General features: G+C 56.9%; 16 protein-coding genes. 13 read left to right on the top strand and 3 right to left on the bottom strand.

From position 1 onward, the window contains the following. Positions 1–11: 11 nt before the first annotated feature. Positions 12–1157, bottom strand: coding sequence for a GGDEF domain-containing protein (locus DXXMK7_RS18145; RefSeq protein WP_038920276.1), 1146 nt, complete (start codon positions 1155–1157; stop codon positions 12–14). 413 nt (positions 1158–1570) lie between these two features. On the opposite strand from DXXMK7_RS18145, the gene mog reads away from it, so the two are divergent. Then, on the top strand, positions 1571–2158 hold the full coding sequence (gene mog, locus DXXMK7_RS18140; protein WP_038665531.1) for a molybdopterin adenylyltransferase: 588 nt from the start codon (positions 1571–1573) through the stop codon (positions 2156–2158). A gap of 128 nt (positions 2159–2286) precedes the next feature. Beyond that, a complete protein-coding gene (locus DXXMK7_RS18135) occupies positions 2287–3606 on the top strand; it encodes an MFS transporter (RefSeq protein ID WP_038920275.1) in 1320 nt (439 codons plus the stop codon). Positions 3607–3700: 94 nt separating this feature from the next. Here the strand turns inward: DXXMK7_RS18135 and satP are convergent, their stop codons facing one another. Then, positions 3701–4273, bottom strand: a complete 573-nt coding sequence (gene satP, locus DXXMK7_RS18130; RefSeq protein WP_022634932.1) for an acetate uptake transporter — start codon at positions 4271–4273, stop codon at positions 3701–3703. Positions 4274–4658: 385 nt separating this feature from the next. Here satP and dnaK point away from each other — a divergent pair, with 385 nt between their 5' ends. From dnaK to nhaR, 4 genes are all read left to right on the top strand, one after another. Next, on the top strand, positions 4659–6569 hold the full coding sequence (gene dnaK / locus DXXMK7_RS18125; protein ID WP_038920274.1) for a molecular chaperone DnaK: 1911 nt from the start codon (positions 4659–4661) through the stop codon (positions 6567–6569). Between the two features lie 109 nt (positions 6570–6678). Beyond that, the gene (dnaJ, locus tag DXXMK7_RS18120; RefSeq protein ID WP_038920273.1) at positions 6679–7815 is read left to right on the top strand and encodes a molecular chaperone DnaJ; all 1137 of its coding nucleotides are present in this window, start codon (positions 6679–6681) and stop codon (positions 7813–7815) included. Positions 7816–8020: 205 nt separating this feature from the next. Then, positions 8021–9196, top strand: coding sequence for a Na+/H+ antiporter NhaA (nhaA, locus tag DXXMK7_RS18115; protein WP_038920272.1), 1176 nt, complete (start codon positions 8021–8023; stop codon positions 9194–9196). Positions 9197–9227: 31 nt separating this feature from the next. Then, entirely contained in the window at positions 9228–10118 is an 891-nt protein-coding gene (nhaR, locus tag DXXMK7_RS18110) for a transcriptional activator NhaR (protein ID WP_038920271.1), read from the top strand. 76 nt (positions 10119–10194) lie between these two features. On the opposite strand, the gene rpsT is transcribed toward nhaR, so the two are convergent. Beyond that, entirely contained in the window at positions 10195–10458 is a 264-nt protein-coding gene (rpsT, locus tag DXXMK7_RS18105) for a 30S ribosomal protein S20 (protein ID WP_038665549.1), read from the bottom strand. Between the two features lie 395 nt (positions 10459–10853). Between rpsT and ribF the strand changes: the two genes are divergently transcribed. The 7 genes from ribF to dapB all read left to right on the top strand — a co-directional run bounded on the left by ribF (position 10854) and on the right by dapB (position 18641). Then, the gene (ribF, locus tag DXXMK7_RS18100) at positions 10854–11795 is read left to right on the top strand and encodes a bifunctional riboflavin kinase/FAD synthetase (RefSeq protein WP_038920270.1); all 942 of its coding nucleotides are present in this window, start codon (positions 10854–10856) and stop codon (positions 11793–11795) included. Between the two features lie 34 nt (positions 11796–11829). Then, positions 11830–14655, top strand: coding sequence for an isoleucine--tRNA ligase (gene ileS / locus DXXMK7_RS18095; RefSeq protein ID WP_038920269.1), 2826 nt, complete (start codon positions 11830–11832; stop codon positions 14653–14655). After that, positions 14655–15161 (top strand): signal peptidase II, encoded by a 507-nt coding sequence (gene lspA / locus DXXMK7_RS18090; RefSeq protein WP_038920268.1) that lies wholly within the window; start codon positions 14655–14657, stop codon positions 15159–15161. The genes ileS and lspA overlap by 1 nt, the downstream gene beginning before the upstream one ends. 3 nt (positions 15162–15164) lie before the next feature. After that, the gene (fkpB, locus tag DXXMK7_RS18085; protein ID WP_038920267.1) at positions 15165–15623 is read left to right on the top strand and encodes an FKBP-type peptidyl-prolyl cis-trans isomerase; all 459 of its coding nucleotides are present in this window, start codon (positions 15165–15167) and stop codon (positions 15621–15623) included. Further along, positions 15620–16570, top strand: coding sequence for a 4-hydroxy-3-methylbut-2-enyl diphosphate reductase (ispH, locus tag DXXMK7_RS18080; protein WP_038920266.1), 951 nt, complete (start codon positions 15620–15622; stop codon positions 16568–16570). The genes fkpB and ispH overlap by 4 nt, the downstream gene beginning before the upstream one ends. A 72-nt stretch (positions 16571–16642) precedes the next feature. Further along, positions 16643–17560 carry a ribonucleoside hydrolase RihC gene (rihC, locus tag DXXMK7_RS18075; RefSeq protein ID WP_038921125.1) on the top strand — a complete coding sequence of 306 codons (918 nt, stop codon included), beginning with the start codon at positions 16643–16645 and terminating at the stop codon, positions 17558–17560. 259 nt (positions 17561–17819) lie between these two features. After that, a complete protein-coding gene (gene dapB, locus DXXMK7_RS18070; protein ID WP_038920265.1) occupies positions 17820–18641 on the top strand; it encodes a 4-hydroxy-tetrahydrodipicolinate reductase in 822 nt (273 codons plus the stop codon). The last annotated feature ends 58 nt before the right edge of the window (positions 18642–18699 follow it).

Genomic DNA, 18699 nt, shown 5'->3' with positions numbered 1-18699 from the left:
GTGGAAAACGGTCAGCTGGCGCTGGCCGTTTTTGTTTCTGCGTCGCCTTGCAGAGGCCGGGCGAGCGGGGTGGTGATCGTGCAGTTGCGGGTTCTTTTTGCCAGATACAGGTTAACGTCGGCGCGGCGGATGATTTCATCCAGCCCTTCATCCGGCGACTCGACGGTCACTAGCCCGATGCTGACGGTAATTCCCGGCGACATGGATGTTGAGGCATGGCCGAGCTCATGGATTCCCTCTCTGACGCGCTCCGCTACGCGCACCGCGTTTTCCTGCGAGATGTTGGGCAATATGACGGCAAACTCGTCGCCGCCCAGACGGCAGAGGATGTCATGACGGCGAAACGAATGCCGAATAACGTCCGCCACCGCTTTCAGCGCTTCGTCGCCCGCCGCGTGTCCCAGCGTGTCGTTGACCTGCTTGAAGTGATCGATATCAATCAGCATGGCGCACAGCGGCTTGTTTTCATGACGCGCCGCTTTCAACGCGCGGTTGGCTGACTGGTAAAACGCATCCCGGCGCAGAAAGCCGGTCAGATCGTCGTAACGGGCGGTGGTCGGCAGCTCAATCAGATATTTTTTTGCGACCAGCGACAGCAGGCTGCCCATGACGGCAACCATCAGGCTGATGCAGGCCAGCGTGATGACTTCCGCCGAGGTGGTGGCAATGTTGCCAAAGCCGGGCGAGGAGCCCAGCGTGGTGACGCGTATGCGTAAGCCGATCAGTTTGTCGGTGGGCGAGAGAATCGGCATGACGGTGGTGAGCTGCTCCTTTTCCGGCGGGTTACCGGCGGACGGCAGCAGATTCTGGCATACCCGAATGATCGCCATGTCGTTGAGGGAAAGATTCAGTTCTGACAGGCGGTTGATGCATTCGTGGCCGACGTCGCGGGTGTTGAACGCCATAATGCGCACCCGGGAAAACATCGAGTTGCCGACCTTGTAGAAATGGTCGCTTTCAGCGATTTCGCCGCTGGTGTTATAGGACTCGTACAGACGGATGATGCTGTCGAAATTGCGTTTTTCCTCCTGCCAGTCTTTCTGGCGGGAGTTCAGCAACAACAGGCTGGTTAGAGCAACCGAGAACAGGCCAAACAAAACAAAAGCGGAAACCGGATTGGCAAGCAATCTGACAATGTGATTTTTAATAAAATTCATTCACTTTTCCTGCATTTCCCGATGATGCGCCGTTGCCCGGCAATCGGTCTTACTTACCGAGTCTGCTCCGCTCGGGGATTTCGCTTACCGGGTTGAACCGAATGGTGCCCGGAATTCGCACAGTCGTGATTAACGTTGTGGTTTCCGTTCACTTTCCTTGTTCAATCTGGCTGCGACAATCACGCTGGCTGAGGTAGACTCTTAATTATTGTTATTGTCAGAAACATTAATCGATGAGCGAGAATTAACTCGTTGAATCGTTAGATATTGTGCACGGTCATAACGTATTTTCTTGTGGAACCGCGCAGATTTCGAACATTGTCGCATTAGCGAGCGGATTTTTGAACGGATTTAACGCTTCGGATTATTAATCAGACTGATAGAATAAATTTTTTGATAAACAAGAGGTGCTTATGAACAGTCTATGTGTTGGTTTGGTATCCATTTCTGATCGCGCCTCCAGCGGTGTCTATCAGGATGAAGGCATTCCGGCTCTGCAGGCATGGCTGGCGGAAGCACTGACCACCCCCTTCGACGTGCAAACTCGTTTGGTGCCGGATGAACAGCCGCTGATTGAGCAGACGCTGTGTGAACTGGTGGATGAGTGCGGTTGCCATCTGGTGCTGACCACCGGCGGCACCGGCCCGGCGCGTCGGGATGTGACGCCGGACGCCACGCTGGCGGTGGCCGATCGGGAAATGCCGGGATTCGGCGAGCAGATGCGGCAGATCAGCCTGCGGTTTGTTCCCACCGCCATTCTGTCGCGTCAGGTTGGCGTGATCCGTAAACAGGCGCTGATCCTCAACCTGCCGGGGCAGCCGAAATCCATCCGCGAGACCCTGACCGGCCTGAAAGATGCGTCCGGCCAGGTCATCGTACCGGGGATTTTCGCCAGTGTTCCCTACTGCATCCAACTGCTGGAAGGACCTTATATCGAAACCAATCCGGACGTAGTAGCAGCTTTTCGCCCCAAGAGTGCGATACGCGATATAAAAAGCTGAAGTTAACGCAATTTGTTGATAACCATCGCCCGGTGCTGGTGTGCCAAAAATCTGCCGCTATAGTAAGGTTTCATTTACACAGCGATTTGAAATTATTTTCTTATTGTACTGGCATTGTGCGGTGATTTATGGCTGGCGAACAACACCGTCGATTGAATCGACACGATTATCAAACCCTTTCATTGGCGGCGCTGGGCGGCGCGCTGGAGTTTTACGACTTCATCATCTTCGTCTTTTTTGCCGCTGTTATCGGCGATCTGTTTTTTCCGTCGGATATTCCTGAATGGCTGCGGCAGGTTCAAACCTTTGGCATCTTTGCCGCCGGCTATCTGGCTCGCCCGCTGGGCGGTATCGTGATGGCGCATTTTGGCGATCGGGTCGGTCGCAAAAAAATGTTCAGCCTGAGCATCTTACTGATGGCCCTGCCCACGCTGGGAATGGGGATGCTGCCGACCTATGCTTCCATCGGCATCGCGGCGCCTTTGCTGCTGCTGTTGATGCGGGTGCTGCAGGGCGCGGCGATCGGCGGTGAAGTGCCGGGCGCCTGGGTGTTTGTCGCGGAACACGTTCCCCGCTCTCGTATCGGCATCGCCTGCGGCACGTTGACCGCCGGGCTGACGCTGGGGATTTTGTTCGGTTCGATGATCGCCACGCTGCTTAATACCTTGCTGCCGCCCGTGCAGATCGTCGCCGGCGGCTGGCGTATCCCATTCTTTATCGGCGGTATCTTCGGACTTATCGCGCTGTATTTGCGCCGCTGGCTGCAGGAAACGCCGATTTTCCGCGAGATGCAGGCGCACAAAGCGCTGGCGGACGAACTGCCGCTCAAGACAATCGTGTTACGTCATAAGAAAGCGATACTGGTCAGCATGTTGCTGACCTGGATGTTGTCCGCTGGAATTGTGGTAGTGATTCTGATGGCGCCGGTGTATTTGCAAAAATTGCATGGTATCCCGGCGGCGTTGACGTTACAGGCCAACAGTCTGGCCACCGTTGCGTTAATGGTCGGCTGTATTATCGCCGGGCTGGCGGCGGACCGGATTGGCGTCGGCCGTACCTTCATCATCGGCAGTCTGTTGTTTGCGACGTGCAGCTGGCTGTTTTACTCCCATGCCGCGCAGAGCCATAGCCTGCTGTTTATCAGCTATGCGCTGGCGGGATTGAGCGTCGGGGTGGTGGGCGCGGTGCCTTACGTGATGGTGCGGGCGTTCCCGGCGGCGGTGCGTTTCTCCGGCATTTCCTTCTCGTATAACGTGGCATACGCCATTTTTGGCGGCATGACGCCCATTTTCGTTACGCTGATGATGAAGTGGACGCCGCTGGCGCCGGCCTTCTATGTGCTGGCGTTGTGCGCGTTGGGGCTGGTGCTGGGCGTTTATCTGCAAAGCCAGACTCACCGCGAGGTGGAAGCACAGGCTGAGCAGGTCGGTTCTCCGGCCGGGGTGTAGACCCGCGTGGACATCCGGACAAAAAAAGAGAGGCGCCTGATGCGCCTCTCTTTTTGCGTTGATTTGCGTTGGTGCCGCTCTAAACGGTTTTCCGTCAGTGCGCGCCGCGAGCGCCAATCGGCAGTACGGTACGGCCGTACTGTTCGTTGAGCACTTCGGCCATCGCCAGGTAGATAGCGCTGGCGCCGCAGATAATGCCTTCATAACCGGCGAAGGTCAGCAGCGCGTGGTTGCCGGTGATGTTGCCGATCGCCAGCAGGGCGAACAGCACGGTCAGGCTGGCGAACACGAACTGCAGTGCGCGGTTGGCGCCCAGGGTGCCGAAGAACATGAACAGGGTGAAGATGCCCCACAGCGCCAGGAACACGCCGAGGAACTGCGCGTCGGCCGCTTCCGCCAGGCCCATTTTCGGCAGCATGATGATGGCGACCAGCGTCAGCCAGAACGCGCCGTAGGAGGTAAAGGCAGTCACGCCAAAGGTATTGCCTTTCTTATACTCCAGCAGACCGGCCAGGATCTGGGCGATGCCGCCGTAGAAGATTCCCATGCTCAGAATAATGGAAGTCAGTGGGAAAAAGCCTGCGTTGTGCAGGTTTAACAGAATGGTGGTCATCCCGAAGCCCATCAGTCCCAGTGGGCCCGGATTCGCCAACGTTTTCGCGTGCATACATCCTCTGCAATAACAAAATGGTCAATGTGTTGTTGTGTCTCAAGGTTTGCCCGGCGGGCGTTCCCATGAGGTAAACGGAGCGTCGCCGGTACCCGCTGTCAGGCCGGGGCAATCCCTTTTCTGCGGCGAGCGCGGCATCATAGCGGGCGGGAATGGGCGATACAACCAGATAGGATGCGAATACTTTGATCAAAAACCGGGAAGATGCAGTTTTTTTTGGTTAGTGCCCCTTGATGCAGGAATTGTCGTCCCCATCTTAGAGTCATCAAAGCGGTTTGACCGAAAAGACAAAGACGATTTCGGGGTGTTGAAAAGCAACATTTCGCCCGCATAGTAGGTTAAACCACCACACCGGATATGACTTTTAAGTGGAGATGTTTAGATGGGTAAGATTATTGGTATCGACTTGGGTACAACCAACTCTTGTGTAGCGATTATGGACGGTACGCAGGTTAAGGTACTGGAAAACAGCGAAGGCGATCGCACCACGCCTTCCATTATTGCCTATACGCAAGATGGTGAAACTCTGGTTGGCCAACCGGCTAAACGTCAGGCGGTGACTAACCCGAAAAATACGCTGTTCGCCATCAAGCGTCTGATTGGTCGTCGTTTCCAGGATGAAGAAGTACAGCGCGACACCAACATCATGCCGTACAAAATCCTGCCGGCCGACAACGGCGACGCCTGGGTGGAAGTGAAAGACCAGAAACTGGCTCCGCCGCAGATTTCCGCTGAAGTCCTGAAAAAAATGAAGAAGACGGCGGAAGATTATCTGGGTGAAACCATCACCGAAGCGGTCATCACCGTACCGGCATACTTCAACGACGCCCAGCGTCAGGCGACCAAAGACGCCGGCCGTATCGCCGGTCTGGAAGTCAAACGTATCATCAACGAACCGACGGCGGCTGCGCTGGCTTACGGCCTGGACAAAGGCGTCGGCAACCGCACTATCGCTGTATACGACCTGGGCGGCGGTACGTTCGATATCTCCATCATTGAAATCGATGATGTCGACGGCGAGAAAACCTTCGAAGTACTGGCGACCAACGGTGATACTCACCTGGGCGGCGAAGACTTCGACAGCCGTATGATCAACTACCTGGTTGACGAATTCAAAAAAGAGCAGGGCTTTGACCTGCGTAACGACCCGCTGGCGATGCAGCGTCTGAAAGAAGCGGCGGAAAAAGCGAAGATCGAACTGTCTTCTGCCCAGCAGACCGATGTTAACCTGCCGTACATCACGGCGGACGCCACCGGCCCGAAACACCTGAACATCAAGGTAACTCGCGCCAAACTGGAATCGCTGGTCGAAGATCTGGTAACCCGTTCTCTGGAGCCGCTGAAAGTGGCGTTGCAGGATGCCGGGCTGTCGGTTTCCGAAATCCACGACGTGATTCTGGTCGGCGGCCAGACCCGTATGCCGCTGGTGCAGAAGAAAGTTGCCGATTTCTTCGGTAAAGAACCGCGTAAAGACGTGAACCCGGACGAAGCGGTGGCGATTGGCGCCGCGGTGCAGGGCGGCGTGCTGGCTGGCGACGTGAAAGACGTGCTGCTGCTGGACGTTACTCCGCTGTCTCTGGGTATCGAAACCATGGGCGGCGTGATGACTCCGCTGATTACCAAGAACACTACTATCCCGACCAAGCACAGTCAGGTGTTCTCGACGGCGGAAGACAACCAGTCCGCGGTGACGATCCACGTACTGCAGGGTGAGCGTAAGCGCGCCCACGATAACAAATCGTTGGGACAGTTCAACCTGGACGGTATTCAGCCGGCGCCGCGCGGTATGCCGCAGATCGAAGTCACCTTCGACATCGATGCCGACGGTATCCTGCATGTTTCCGCTAAAGACAAGAACAGCGGTCGCGAGCAGAACATCACCATCAAGGCGTCTTCCGGCCTGAACGAAGACGAAATCCAGAAGATGGTGCGTGAAGCTGAAGCCAACGCCGAAGCGGATCGTAAGTTTGAAGAGCTGGTGCAGGCGCGCAACCAGGGCGACCACCTGCTGCACAGCACCCGCAAACAGCTGGAAGAAACCGGCGACAAACTGGCCGCTGCCGACAAGACCGCTATCGAAGAGGCGCTGAAAGCGCTGGAAACTGCGCTGAAAGGCGAAGACAAGGCAGACATCGAAGCGAAGATCCAGAAGCTGGCGGAAGCGTCTACCAAACTGCTGGAAGCCGCTCAGCAGCAACAGGCTCAGGCCGGTGCTGCCGGCGCCGACAATGCAGCCCGTCAGGATGATGATGTCGTTGACGCCGAGTTCGAAGAAGTCAAAGACAAGAAATAATCGCCCTTAAGCGGGCGCAGTAGCGGTAGCTCATACTGTTGCTGGCAACCAGCACGGGCGTCGGGGAAACTCTGCGCCCGTGCACGCATGTTGAGGGCAGGAAAAAAGAATGGCGAAGCAAGACTACTACGAGATTCTGGGCGTTGCGAAAGACGCGGATGAGCGCGAAATCAAAAAGGCTTACAAACGGCTGGCGATGAAATATCACCCGGATCGCAATCCGGGTGACAAAGACGCCGAGGCCAAATTCAAGGAAGTCAAAGAAGCCTATGAGATTTTGACCGATGCTCAGAAACGCGCGGCCTACGATCAGTATGGACATGCCGCGTTTGAGCAGGGCGGTATGGGCGGCGGTGGCGGCGCAGGTGGTTTCGGCGGCGCTGATTTCGGCGATATTTTCGGCGATGTTTTCGGTGATATCTTTGGCGGCGGTCGCCGTCAGCGTGCGAGTCGCGGCTCTGATTTACGCTACACCATGGAGCTGACGCTGGAAGAAGCGGTACGCGGCGTCACCAAAGAGATCCGTATCCCGACGCTGCAGGAATGCGACGTTTGTCATGGCAGCGGCGCCAGACCGGGCAGCAACGCGGTGACCTGTCCAACCTGTCACGGCAACGGACAGGTGCAGATGCGTCAGGGGTTCTTCACCGTGCAGCAGACCTGTCCGCACTGTCATGGCCGCGGCAAGATCATCAAAGATCCTTGCACGAAGTGTCATGGTCACGGGCGTGTTGAGAAAAGCAAAACGCTGTCGGTCAAGATCCCGGCCGGCGTGGACACTGGCGATCGCATCCGCCTGGCGGGTGAAGGGGAGGCGGGGGAATTTGGCGCCCCGGCCGGCGATCTGTACGTACAAGTGCAGGTGCGCGAGCACCCGATCTTCCAGCGCGAAGACAATAACCTCTACTGCGAAGTGCCGATCAACTTCGCTATGGCGGCGTTGGGCGGTGAAATTGAAGTGCCGACGCTGGACGGGCGCGTGATGCTGAAAGTACCGGCGGAAACGCAAACCGGCAAACTGTTCCGCATGCGCGGCAAGGGCGTGAAATCGGTACGCGGAGGCATTCAGGGCGATCTGCTGTGCCGGGTGGTGGTGGAAACCCCAGTCAATTTGAGCGATCGTCAAAAACAGCTGTTGCAGGAATTGCAGGAGAGCTTTGGCGGCCCGACTGGCGAAAGCAACAGTCCGCGCTCCAAAAGTTTCTTCGACGGCGTGAAGAAATTCTTTGACGACCTGACGCGCTGATCCTGATTACCACCGTGACGCGGTGATAAAAACCGGCCGGTTTATCCTGGCCGGTTTTTTTATTGCCGTTATCCACCGATTCGGTTTTTTCGAGTATTAATCCAGTTTAAAACTGCTTTTAACGATGAGTGGTGTGGCTTAACCTTGCTATCCATTATCGGGCAGTGATGAGTGATGCCCGCCGATGCTGTAAGGGAGAATAAACGTGATAAAGCTGTTCCGCTATCTGACCGGGCTGGAAGCGGCCGCCGGCATGATTTTGATTGCCGCGACTCTGCTGGCGCTGCTGGTCTCCAACATACCGGCCACATTGCCGTGGTATCAGTCCTTTCTGGAGATACCGGTGGTGATGGGCATTGGCGCGCTGGAAATTAACAAGCCGCTGCTGTTGTGGATTAATGACGGCCTGATGGCGCTGTTTTTCCTGCAGGTCGGTCTGGAAGTGAAACGCGAACTGGTGGTCGGCGCGCTGGCGAGCCGGCGGCAGGCGATACTGCCGGTGGTGGCGGCCTTTGGCGGGATGCTGGTTCCCGCGCTGTTTTTCCTGTTGTTTAACGCCGCTGAAGCGGAAACCCGTTCAGGCTGGGCGATTCCTACCGCGACGGATATCGCTTTTGCGGTCGGCATTCTGGTCCTGCTGGGTAAACGAGTGCCGGCAGGGTTGAAGGTGTTCCTGCTGGCGCTGGCGATCATTGACGATCTGGGGGCGATCGTGATTATCGCGCTGTTCTATACCCAGCAATTGCACTGGCTGGCGCTGTCGGGCGCGCTGGCGGCGATCGCTTTACTGGCGTACATGAATCACCAGCAGGTGATGAAAACGTCTGCTTATCTGCTGGTCGGGATAGTGTTGTGGGTCTGCATTCTGAAATCCGGCGTGCATGCCACGCTGGCCGGCGTGATTGTCGGTTTCTTTATTCCGCTGCGCGCTCTGGCGGGCCACCCCTCGCCCGCCAGTACGCTGGAACATGGGCTGACAAGCTGGATCGCGTTTCTGGTGATCCCGCTGTTTGCCTTTGCCAATGCCGGCATTACGCTGCAGGGCGTCGCCGTCGAACACTTGCTGTCGCCATTGACGCTGGGCATCGCCAGCGGGTTATTGCTGGGTAAACCGATTGGCGTGTCATTGTTTAGCTGGCTGGTGATCCGCTTTGGGCTGGGCAGGTTGCCGGGCGGCGTGGATTTCCGTCAGGTGATGGCGGTATCGGTGCTGTGCGGCATCGGGTTCACCATGTCTATCTTCATTACGTTGCTGGCGTTTGGCGAGGTGGCCGCGCAGGACATCCTGTACGCCAAACTGGCGATCTTGCTGACGTCGCTTACGACGGCGGTGCTGGGCTACCTGACGTTGCGTTCGGTATTGCCTGCCGCGCAACGCTAAGGCGTGCATGAGAGAGAAGGGGAACGATCGTATGTCGCACATCAACTTCAATCATCTCTATTATTTCTGGCAGGTGTGCAAGACCGGTTCGGTGGCGGGCGCCGCCGAACGGTTGTTCCTGACGCCGCAGACCATTACCGGGCAGATCAAGTCGCTGGAAGAACGTTTGCAGGGCAAGTTATTCAAACGTAAAGGGCGCGGTCTGGAGCCGACCGAACTGGGGCAACTGGTGTTCCGCTATGCGGACAAGATGTTTGCGTTGAGCCAGGAATGCTTGGATATCGTGAATTACCGCAAGGAGTCCAGCCTGCTGTTTGATGTCGGCGTTGCGGATGCCTTGTCCAAACGGCTGGTGAGCCGGGTGCTGGAAACGGTGGTGAATGAACAGACGCCGATTCACCTGCGCTGTTTCGAGTCCACCCATGAGATGCTGATCGAGCAGTTGAGTCAGCATAAGCTGGACATGATTCTGTCGGATTGCCCGGTCGATTCCGGCCAGCAGGCGGGGCTGTTTTCCCGCAAGCTCGGCGAGTGCGGCGTGAGTTTTTACTGTCGCCGACCGGGGCCGAGTCTGCCTTTCCCCGATTGTCTGTCGCAGCGTAAGCTATTGATCCCGGCGCGCCGCACCATGCTGGGCCGCAAGTTACTCAACTGGTTCAGCGAGCAGAATCTGCCGGTGGACATTATGGGCGAGTTTGATGACGCGGCGCTGATGACCGCTTTCGGTATGAACCATGACGCGGTTTTCGTCGCGCCGTCGCTGCATGCCCGCGAGATGGCCGCACAAGACGACATTATGGAAATCGGTCGCCTCGACAACATTCAGGACGAGTATTACGTCATTTTCGCGGAACGTATGATTCAGCATCCGGCGGTGCAGCGCGTCTGCAATGCGGATTTCTCTTCCCTGTTTTGCGAATGAAACAATTTCACTTTCGAGCAGGCACAAAAAAACCGGCCTGAGCCGGTTTTTTCAGCGATTCATCACGTAAACGTGATTATTGCATCGCGTTGATCTGCGCAGTCAGATTGGATTTATGACGAGCAGCTTTGTTTTTGTGGATCAGACCTTTGCTGGCCTGACGATCCACGATCGGTTGCATGTCATTAAATGCTTTCTGTGCAGCTTCTTTATCGCCACCGGCGATGGCCGCATACACTTTCTTGATGAAAGTACGCATCATGGAGCGACGGCTTGCATTGTGCTTGCGGCGCTTCTCAGACTGTACGGCGCGTTTCTTAGCTGATTTGATATTAGCCAAGGTCCAACTCCCAAATATATTCTATCGAGGACAATTCAAAGGCCGAGGAATATGCCCTTTTAGCCTTCTTTTGTCAATGGATTTGTGCAAATAAGCGCCGTTTGTACGCCAGCGCTTGTTACGTTGTGATGGCGCGGGATTTTAACAGCTTAAGCGTCGGGAATACAGCCTTTCGCGTCATAAATTCACCGTTTGCCGCCTTTGTGGCGTCAAGCGTTTGATTACGGGTTAAAAGCCGCACGCCCGGCGATGCGCCCGATTTTCGGTATATGAAAAATTCTCATCGAAGCGGGATGCTGAAATCCGCCGGGCCGGCACAAAAGGCATGAATCGCGGGTTAACCTTGCTCGCTGTACAAGGTATAATCCGCCGATTTCCACTGTTTTGAGCCAGTTATGCAGCTAATTCGCGGTATACACAATCTTCAGGCCTGCCATTACGGCTGTGTGCTAACTATTGGTAACTTTGACGGTGTCCACCGCGGACATCAGGCATTGCTTGAACGCCTGAAGCAGGAAGGGCAGGCACGCGGGTTGCCGGTGATGGTGATGATTTTCGAACCTCAGCCGCTGGAGCTGTTTGCCGCTGAGAAAGCGCCGGCACGGCTGACCCGCCTGCGCGACAAGGTGAAATATCTGGCGCAGGCCGGCGTGGATTACCTGCTGTGCGTGACGTTTGACGCCAGCTTTGCCGCTAACCATGCCAATACCTTTATCTCCAGTCTGCTGGTGGAAAAGCTGGGGGTGAAGTTTCTGGTGGTGGGGGATGACTTCCGCTTCGGGGCTGGCCGGGAGGGGGATTTCCTGTTATTACAGAAAGCTGGCGCCGAGCAGAATTTCGAGGTGATCAGCACCACCACTTTCTGCAGCAGCGGCAAGCGGGTGAGCAGCACCGCGGTGCGCGAAGCGCTGGCGCAGGACGATCTGATCCTGGCGGAGGAATTGCTGGGACACCCGTTCAGTATTTCTGGTCGGGTGGTGCACGGCAACGAGCTGGGTCGCACCATCGGTTTTCCAACGGCCAACCTGCCTCTCAAGCGCCAGGTATCGCCGGTCAGCGGCGTGTATGCGGTTCAGGTGTATGGATTGGGCGACGCGCCGTTACCCGGCGTGGCCAATATCGGCACCCGCCCGACCGTGACCGGAGACAAACGTCAGCAGTTGGAAGTGCATCTGCTGGATGTAACGCTGGATCTGTATGGCCGACATATAGATGTGGTGATGTGTAAAAAATTACGTAGTGAGCAGCGGTTTGCTTCGCTGGATGCGCTGAAGCAGCAAATCGCCAACGATGTGGTGGCCGCCCGTGAGTTCTTCGGGTTGAAGGCGCCGGTCTAATTTTTCTCTAGCCGAAAACGAAATCGAGAAGCGAATGAGTGACTATAAAACTACCCTGAATTTGCCGGAAACAGGGTTCCCGATGCGTGGCGATTTGGCCAAGCGCGAACCTGACATGCTGAAACGTTGGTATGAGCAGGATTTGTACGGGATTATTCGTGGCGCCAAGAAGGGTAAAAAAACCTTTATCCTTCACGATGGCCCGCCGTATGCGAACGGCAACATTCACATTGGTCACTCGGTTAACAAGATTCTCAAAGACATTATTATCAAGTCCAAAGGGCTGTCCGGCTATGATTCGCCGTACGTGCCGGGCTGGGACTGTCACGGCCTGCCGATCGAACTGAAAGTAGAACAACTGGTGGGCAAGCCGGGCGAGAAGGTGAGCGCCGCGCAGTTCCGCGAAGAGTGCCGTAAGTATGCCGCCGAGCAGGTTGCCGGGCAGAAGAAAGACTTTATCCGTCTGGGCGTGCTGGGCGACTGGGATCGTCCGTACCTGACGATGGATTTCAAAACCGAAGCCAACATTATTCGTGCGCTGGGCCGCATCATCGAAAACGGCCATCTGCACAAGGGCGCCAAGCCGGTGCACTGGTGCGCCGACTGCGGTTCCGCGCTGGCGGAAGCGGAAGTGGAGTATTACGACAAAACTTCTCCGGCGATTGATGTGGCGTTCAACGCGGTCGATCGCGCGGCGGTGCTGGCGAAATTCGGCCTGACCGCCGATGCGGTAAACGGCGATGTCGCGCTGGTCATCTGGACCACCACCCCCTGGACGTTGCCGGCCAACCGCGCCATTGCCCTGAACGCCGAGATTGACTACGTGCTGATTCAGGTGGCCGGCAAAGCCATCATTGTTGCCGAAGGGCTGGCCGACGCGGTCGCTAAACGCATTGCCGGGAGCGACGTCAGCGCCCGTCTGGGTCACACCGTCAAAGGCAGCGATCTGGAACTGCTGCGCTTCCGTCATCCGTTCATGGGTTTCGACGTGCCTGCCATCCTGGGCGATCACGTTACGCTGGACGCGGGTACCGGTGCGGTACATACCGCCGGCGGCCACGGCCCTGACGACTATGTCATCAGCCAGAAATACCAGTTGGAAATCGCCAACCCGGTCGGGCCGAACGGTTGCTACCTGCCGGGCACGTTCCCGGGGCTGGATGGCCTGTTCGTGTTCAAAGCCAACGACAAGATTGTCGAGCTGCTGCGTGAGCGCGGCGCGCTGCTGCATGATGAAAAACTGCAGCACAGCTACCCTTGCTGCTGGCGCCACAAGTCGCCGATCCTGTTCCGCGCCACGCCGCAGTGGTTTGTGAGCATGGATCAGAATGGTCTGCGTAAGCAGTCGCTGTCCGAAATCAAGGGAGTGCAGTGGATCCCGGACTGGGGTCAGGCGCGCATTGAATCCATGGTGGCGAACCGTCCTGACTGGTGTATCTCCCGTCAGCGTACCTGGGGCGTGCCGATGTCGCTGTTCGTTCACAAAGAGACGCAGGCGCTGCATCCGCGCACGACCGAATTGATCGAAGCGGTGGCAAAACGCGTCGAACAGGACGGCATTCAGGCATGGTGGGATTTGAACCCGGCTGACCTGCTGGGCGCGGACGCCGCCGATTATGAAAAAGTGCCGGATACGCTGGATGTCTGGTTCGATTCCGGATCGACCCACGCTTCGGTGGTGGATGTGCGTCCGGAATTCAGCGGCCATGCGGCGGATATGTATCTGGAAGGTTCCGACCAGCATCGCGGCTGGTTCATGTCCTCGCTGATGATTTCTACCGCTATCAAAGGCAAGGCGCCGTACCGTCAGGTACTGACCCACGGCTTCACCGTGGACGGTCAGGGCCGCAAGATGTCGAAATCCATCGGCAACACCGTTAGCCCGCAGGACGTGATGGATAAGCTGGGCGCCGATATTCTGCGTTTGTGGATCGGTTCTACCGATTATTCCGGCGAGATCGCGGTGTCCGACGAGATCCTCAAGCGTTCCGCCGACGCCTACCGTCGTATCCGTAACACCGCGCGTTTCCTGCTGGCCAACCTGAATGGTTTCGATCCGGCGCAGCATACGGTGAAACCGGAAGACATGGTGGTGCTGGATCGCTGGGCGGTGGGCTGCGCCAAAGCCGCGCAGGACGAAATTGTCGAAGCCTATGAGAGCTACGATTTCCACCGTGTGGTGCAGCGTTTGATGCAGTTCTGCTCCATCGAGATGGGGTCGTTCTATCTGGATATCATCAAGGACCGCCAGTACACCGCGAAGCACGACAGCGTGGCGCGCCGCAGTTGCCAGACCGCGCTGTTCCATATTGCCGAAGCGCTGGTACGCTGGATGGCGCCGATCCTCTCCTTTACTGCGGATGAGATCTGGGCTTATCTGCCGGGCGAGCGCGCGCAGTTTGTCTTCACCGAAGAGTGGTATGACGGTTTGTTCGGGCTGACCGACAGCGAGCCGATGAACGATGCCTTCTGGGCCGACATGCTGAACGTGCGCGGCGAAGTGAACAAGGTGATCGAGCAGGCGCGTAACGACAAGCGCATCGGCGGTTCATTGGAAGCCGCGGTGACGTTATATGCCGACGACGCACTGTTTACGCAGCTCAACAGCCTGCAAGGCGAACTGCACTTTGCCTTGTTAACCTCCAAAGCGCGTCTGGAACATTACGAAAATGCGCCGGCGGATGCCCAGCAGAGTGAATTACCCGGCCTGAAAGTTGTCCTTAGTAAGGCCGACGGGGAGAAATGCCCGCGTTGTTGGCACTATGAAACGGATATCGGCAGCGATGCCGCGCATCCAGAGGTGTGTGGTCGCTGTGCGACCAATGTTGGCGGCAATGGCGAAGAGCGTAAATTTGTCTGATGAGTAAATCTATTGGAGCAACGGGTCTGCGCTGGCTGTGGCTGGCCGCACTAGTACTGGTGGTCGATTTGGGCAGCAAACAGTGGGTGATGACCCACTTTCAGCTGGGCGAATCGGTATCGCTGGTGCCATTCTTCAATTTTACCTACGCCCATAACTATGGCGCGGCGTTCAGCTTCCTGGCGGACAAAGGCGGCTGGCAGCGCTGGCTGTTTGCCGTGATCGCGTTGGTGATTATTGTGGCGCTGCTGGCGATGATGCATCGTTCCAGCGCCAGCCAGAAGCTGAATAATATTGCGTATTCGCTGATTATCGGCGGCGCGATCGGCAATCTGGCCGATCGACTGGTACATGGTTATGTGATCGATTTTCTGGATTTTTATGTCGGCAACTGGCATTACCCGACGTTTAATCTGGCGGATAGCGCGATTGTGGTCGGCGCACTGCTGATTGTGTTGGAGGGGTTTCTGGCTTCTCCGCAAAAAAAGCAGGCGGAAGGTAAATAACGCATGACGGAATTCGTGACAAACGGCGGTGAAGTGCTGGTGCATTTTACGCTGATGCTGGAAGACGGTTCCGTGGCGGAAGCGACGCGCGAAAGCGGCAAGCCGGCGATGTTCCGGCTGGGCGACGGCAGTCTGTCGGCAGCGCTGGAGGCCCAGTTGCTGGACCTGCGGGTCGGCGACCGGCGCCAGTTTAGTCTGCCGCCGGAGTCGGCGTTCGGTCCCTCGAATCCGGACCTGATCCAGTTCTTTTTGCGTCGCGACTTTGCGCAGACCGGGGTGCCCGAAGTGGGCACCATCATGTTGTTCAGCGGCATGGCCGGTAACGATATGCCGGGCATTATCCGCGACGTGACGGAAGAGTCGGTAACGGTGGATTTCAACCATCCGCTGGCCGGGCACACCATCACGTTTGATGTGGAAGTACTGGAGATTCATCCCCCTTCAGACGGAGGCAACGCATGAAAATCCTGCTGGCTAATCCCCGTGGATTTTGCGCTGGCGTCGATCGCGCCATCAGCATTGTCGAGCGGGCGCTGGAAGTCTACGGCGCGCCGATTTACGTCCGTCATGAAGTGGTGCATAACCGCTATGTGGTGGAAGGGCTGCGCGAGCGCGGCGCCATCTTCATCGAGCAAATCGAAGACGTGCCGGATGGCGCTATTCTGATTTTTTCCGCGCATGGCGTATCGCAGGCGGTGAGGGCGGAAGCCAAAAGCCGGGAACTGACCGTTTTCGACGCTACCTGTCCGCTGGTGACCAAAGTGCATATGGAAGTGGCGCGCGCCAGCCGCAAGGGAACGGAAGCGATCCTGATCGGCCATGCCGGGCATCCCGAAGTGGAAGGCACCATGGGCCAGTACAACAACCCGAACGGCGGCATGTATCTGGTGGAAGGTCCCGAGGATGTCTGGGCGTTGCGGGTGAAAGACGAATCCAACCTTTGCTTCATGACCCAGACCACCTTGTCGGTAGATGATACCTCGGCGGTGATCGATGCGCTGCGGGCGCGTTTCCCGCAGATTGTCGGGCCGCGCAAGGACGATATTTGCTACGCCACCACCAACCGTCAGGAAGCGGTGCGTAATCTGGCGGCGGAAGCCAGCGTGGTGCTGGTGGTCGGCTCGAAAAACTCCTCCAACTCCAATCGTTTGGCCGAGCTGGCGCAGCGCGTCGGTAAACCGTCTTATCTGATTGACTCCGCTGATGATATTCAGGAAGAGTGGCTGAAGAATGTCGTCTGTGTCGGGGTTACGGCTGGCGCTTCCGCGCCGGACGTGCTGGTTCAGCAGGTGATCAAACGCCTGCAGAACATGGGCGGACAGATCGCGATGGAGATGCAGGGGCGCGAAGAGAACATCGTGTTTGAAGTGCCGAAGGAACTGCGTATGGACGTTCGTGAAGTGGAATAACACGTTCGCCTTATCATTATGAGAAGATGCCAGACGATGAAAATCGCCTGGCATTTTTTTGGGAGCAAGCTCATGAACCGAATCCCCATTATTCTGGATACCGACCCGGGCATTGACGATGCCGTTGCTATCGCCGCCGCCTTGTTCGCGCCTGAACTGGAGCTGAAGCTCGTCACCACGGTGGCGGGAAATGTGGATGTGGAAAAAACCACCCGCAATGCGCTGCAACTGCTGCATTTTTGGGGCTCGACGGTGCCGGTCGCACAAGGCGCGGCGACGCCGCTGACGCGCGCGTTGCGTGATGCGGCCTACGTCCACGGCGAGTCCGGGATGGCGGGGTACGACTTTGTGGCGCATGACCGGGTAGCGCTGGAAAAGCCCGCCGTGCAGGCGATGTATGAATGCCTGAACAGCAGCGACGAGCCGGTAACGCTGGTCACCATTGGGCCGCTCACCAATGTTGCACTGCTGCTGACCCAATACCCGCAATGTAAAAACAACATCAAGCGTCTGGTGATGATGGGCGGTTCGTCAGGACGCGGTAACTTTACGCCGAATGCGGAATTCAATATCGCGATTGACCCGGAAGCGGCAGGGCGGGTGTTCGACAGCGGAATCGACATTGTGATGTGCGGTCTGGACGTCACCAATAACGCGGTGCTGGCGCCGGATTACCTGGAAACGTTGCCGGGGCTTAACCAAACGGGCGCCATGCTTCATGCGTTGTTCAGTCACTACCGCAGCGGCAGCATGGCGACCGGTTTGCGTATGCATGATCTATGCGCTATTGCTTATCTGGTGAAACCGGCGTTGTTTACTCTGGAACACTGTTTTGTGGCGGTGGAAACCCGGGGCGAGTACACCGCGGGCACCACAGTGGTGGATCTTCAACATCGGCTGAATCGCCCGGCCAACGCACAGGTGGCGTTAGCGCTGGATGTGGACGGTTTCCGCGTCTGGGTGGCGCAGGTGTTGGCGCTGGCGCCTTAAGCAGCCTCGCGTAACGATGCGCCGTCGGCTAGCGTCATGAATAGGCGCTGGCGATATGAATACTTGCGGGGTTTAGTCTACTCGCCGGCGGCGGATAACCGCGGCGGCCGGGAGGCTCTGGCTAATCGATAGCTTTTACTGATATCCCCGCTGTTTTGTCATAAATTTCTAATTATTGGCGTTTTCGGCTGGCAGCCCTTGGCCGGGCTGGTTAACCTGATAACGTTTTCTCATTCATCAACAAATAAAGAGTACGAATATGCGTGATGCACAAATCCGCGTCGCCATCGCGGGAGCGGGTGGCCGCATGGGACGGCAGTTGATTCAGGCTGCGTTGCAGATGGATGGCGTAGTGCTGGGCGCTGCGCTGGAACGTGAAGGTTCGTCCCTGCTGGGCAGCGATGCGGGAGAACTGGCCGGCGCAGGTAAAACGGATGTCACCGTACAAAGCAGCCTTGAGGCGGTCGTTGACGATTTCGATGTATTTATCGATTTCACCCGTCCGGAAGGCACGCTGAGCCACCTGGCTTTTTGTCGTCAGCACGGTAAAGGGATGGTGATTGGTACCACGGGGTTTGACGATCAGGGTAAAGCCGCGATCCAGCAGGCCGCCGCCGACATTGGGATTGTATTTGCCGCCAACTTTAGCGTTGGGGTGAACGTGTTGCTCAAGCTGCTGGAAAAAGCGGCCAAAGTGATGGGCGACTACACGGACATTGAAATCATTGAAGCGCACCACCGCCACAAAGTCGATGCGCCGTCGGGCACCGCGCTGGCGATGGGCGAAGCGATCGCCGGGGCGCTGGGCCGCGATCTGAAGCAATGCGCGGTTTATGCACGTGAAGGCTATACCGGCGAACGTGAGCCGAAAAGCATCGGTTTTGCCACCATTCGGGCCGGCGATATCGTGGGCGAACATACCGCTATGTTTGCGGATGTCGGTGAGCGTATAGAGATAACGCACAAGGCTTCCAGCCGAATGACGTTTGCAAATGGCGCAGTCAGGTCCGCATTGTGGGTAAGCTCTCGTAATCATGGTCTTTTTGATATGAGAGATGTGCTGGGGCTTGATGATATATAACAGGTGAAAATCTTCCTGTCTTTAATCTATTGATTTTAATGGCGCTAAATTTAGCGCC

This window comes from Dickeya sp. MK7 (assembly GCF_000406305.1).
Lineage (GTDB): Bacteria > Pseudomonadota > Gammaproteobacteria > Enterobacterales > Enterobacteriaceae > Dickeya > Dickeya fangzhongdai.
The sequence above is the reverse complement of the archived record's forward strand: the minus strand, read 5'-3'. Positions and strand labels throughout refer to the sequence as shown.

What these genes read in the sequence shown, in the direction of transcription:
- ispH (WP_038920266.1), top strand. Translation starts at nt 15,620, where the DNA reads ATGAAAATCCTGCTGGCTAATCCCCGTGGATTTTGCGCTGGCGTCGAT.
- ileS (WP_038920269.1), top strand. Translation starts at nt 11,830, where the DNA reads ATGAGTGACTATAAAACTACCCTGAATTTGCCGGAAACAGGGTTCCCG.
- lspA (WP_038920268.1), top strand. Translation starts at nt 14,655, where the DNA reads ATGAGTAAATCTATTGGAGCAACGGGTCTGCGCTGGCTGTGGCTGGCC.
- dnaK (WP_038920274.1), top strand. Translation starts at nt 4,659, where the DNA reads ATGGGTAAGATTATTGGTATCGACTTGGGTACAACCAACTCTTGTGTA.
- DXXMK7_RS18135 (WP_038920275.1), top strand. Translation starts at nt 2,287, where the DNA reads ATGGCTGGCGAACAACACCGTCGATTGAATCGACACGATTATCAAACC.
- dnaJ (WP_038920273.1), top strand. Translation starts at nt 6,679, where the DNA reads ATGGCGAAGCAAGACTACTACGAGATTCTGGGCGTTGCGAAAGACGCG.
- dapB (WP_038920265.1), top strand. Translation starts at nt 17,820, where the DNA reads ATGCGTGATGCACAAATCCGCGTCGCCATCGCGGGAGCGGGTGGCCGC.
- satP (WP_022634932.1), bottom strand. Translation starts at nt 4,273, where the DNA reads ATGCACGCGAAAACGTTGGCGAATCCGGGCCCACTGGGACTGATGGGC.
- ribF (WP_038920270.1), top strand. Translation starts at nt 10,854, where the DNA reads ATGCAGCTAATTCGCGGTATACACAATCTTCAGGCCTGCCATTACGGC.
- fkpB (WP_038920267.1), top strand. Translation starts at nt 15,165, where the DNA reads ATGACGGAATTCGTGACAAACGGCGGTGAAGTGCTGGTGCATTTTACG.
- mog (WP_038665531.1), top strand. Translation starts at nt 1,571, where the DNA reads ATGAACAGTCTATGTGTTGGTTTGGTATCCATTTCTGATCGCGCCTCC.
- rihC (WP_038921125.1), top strand. Translation starts at nt 16,643, where the DNA reads ATGAACCGAATCCCCATTATTCTGGATACCGACCCGGGCATTGACGAT.
- DXXMK7_RS18145 (WP_038920276.1), bottom strand. Translation starts at nt 1,157, where the DNA reads ATGAATTTTATTAAAAATCACATTGTCAGATTGCTTGCCAATCCGGTT.
- nhaR (WP_038920271.1), top strand. Translation starts at nt 9,228, where the DNA reads ATGTCGCACATCAACTTCAATCATCTCTATTATTTCTGGCAGGTGTGC.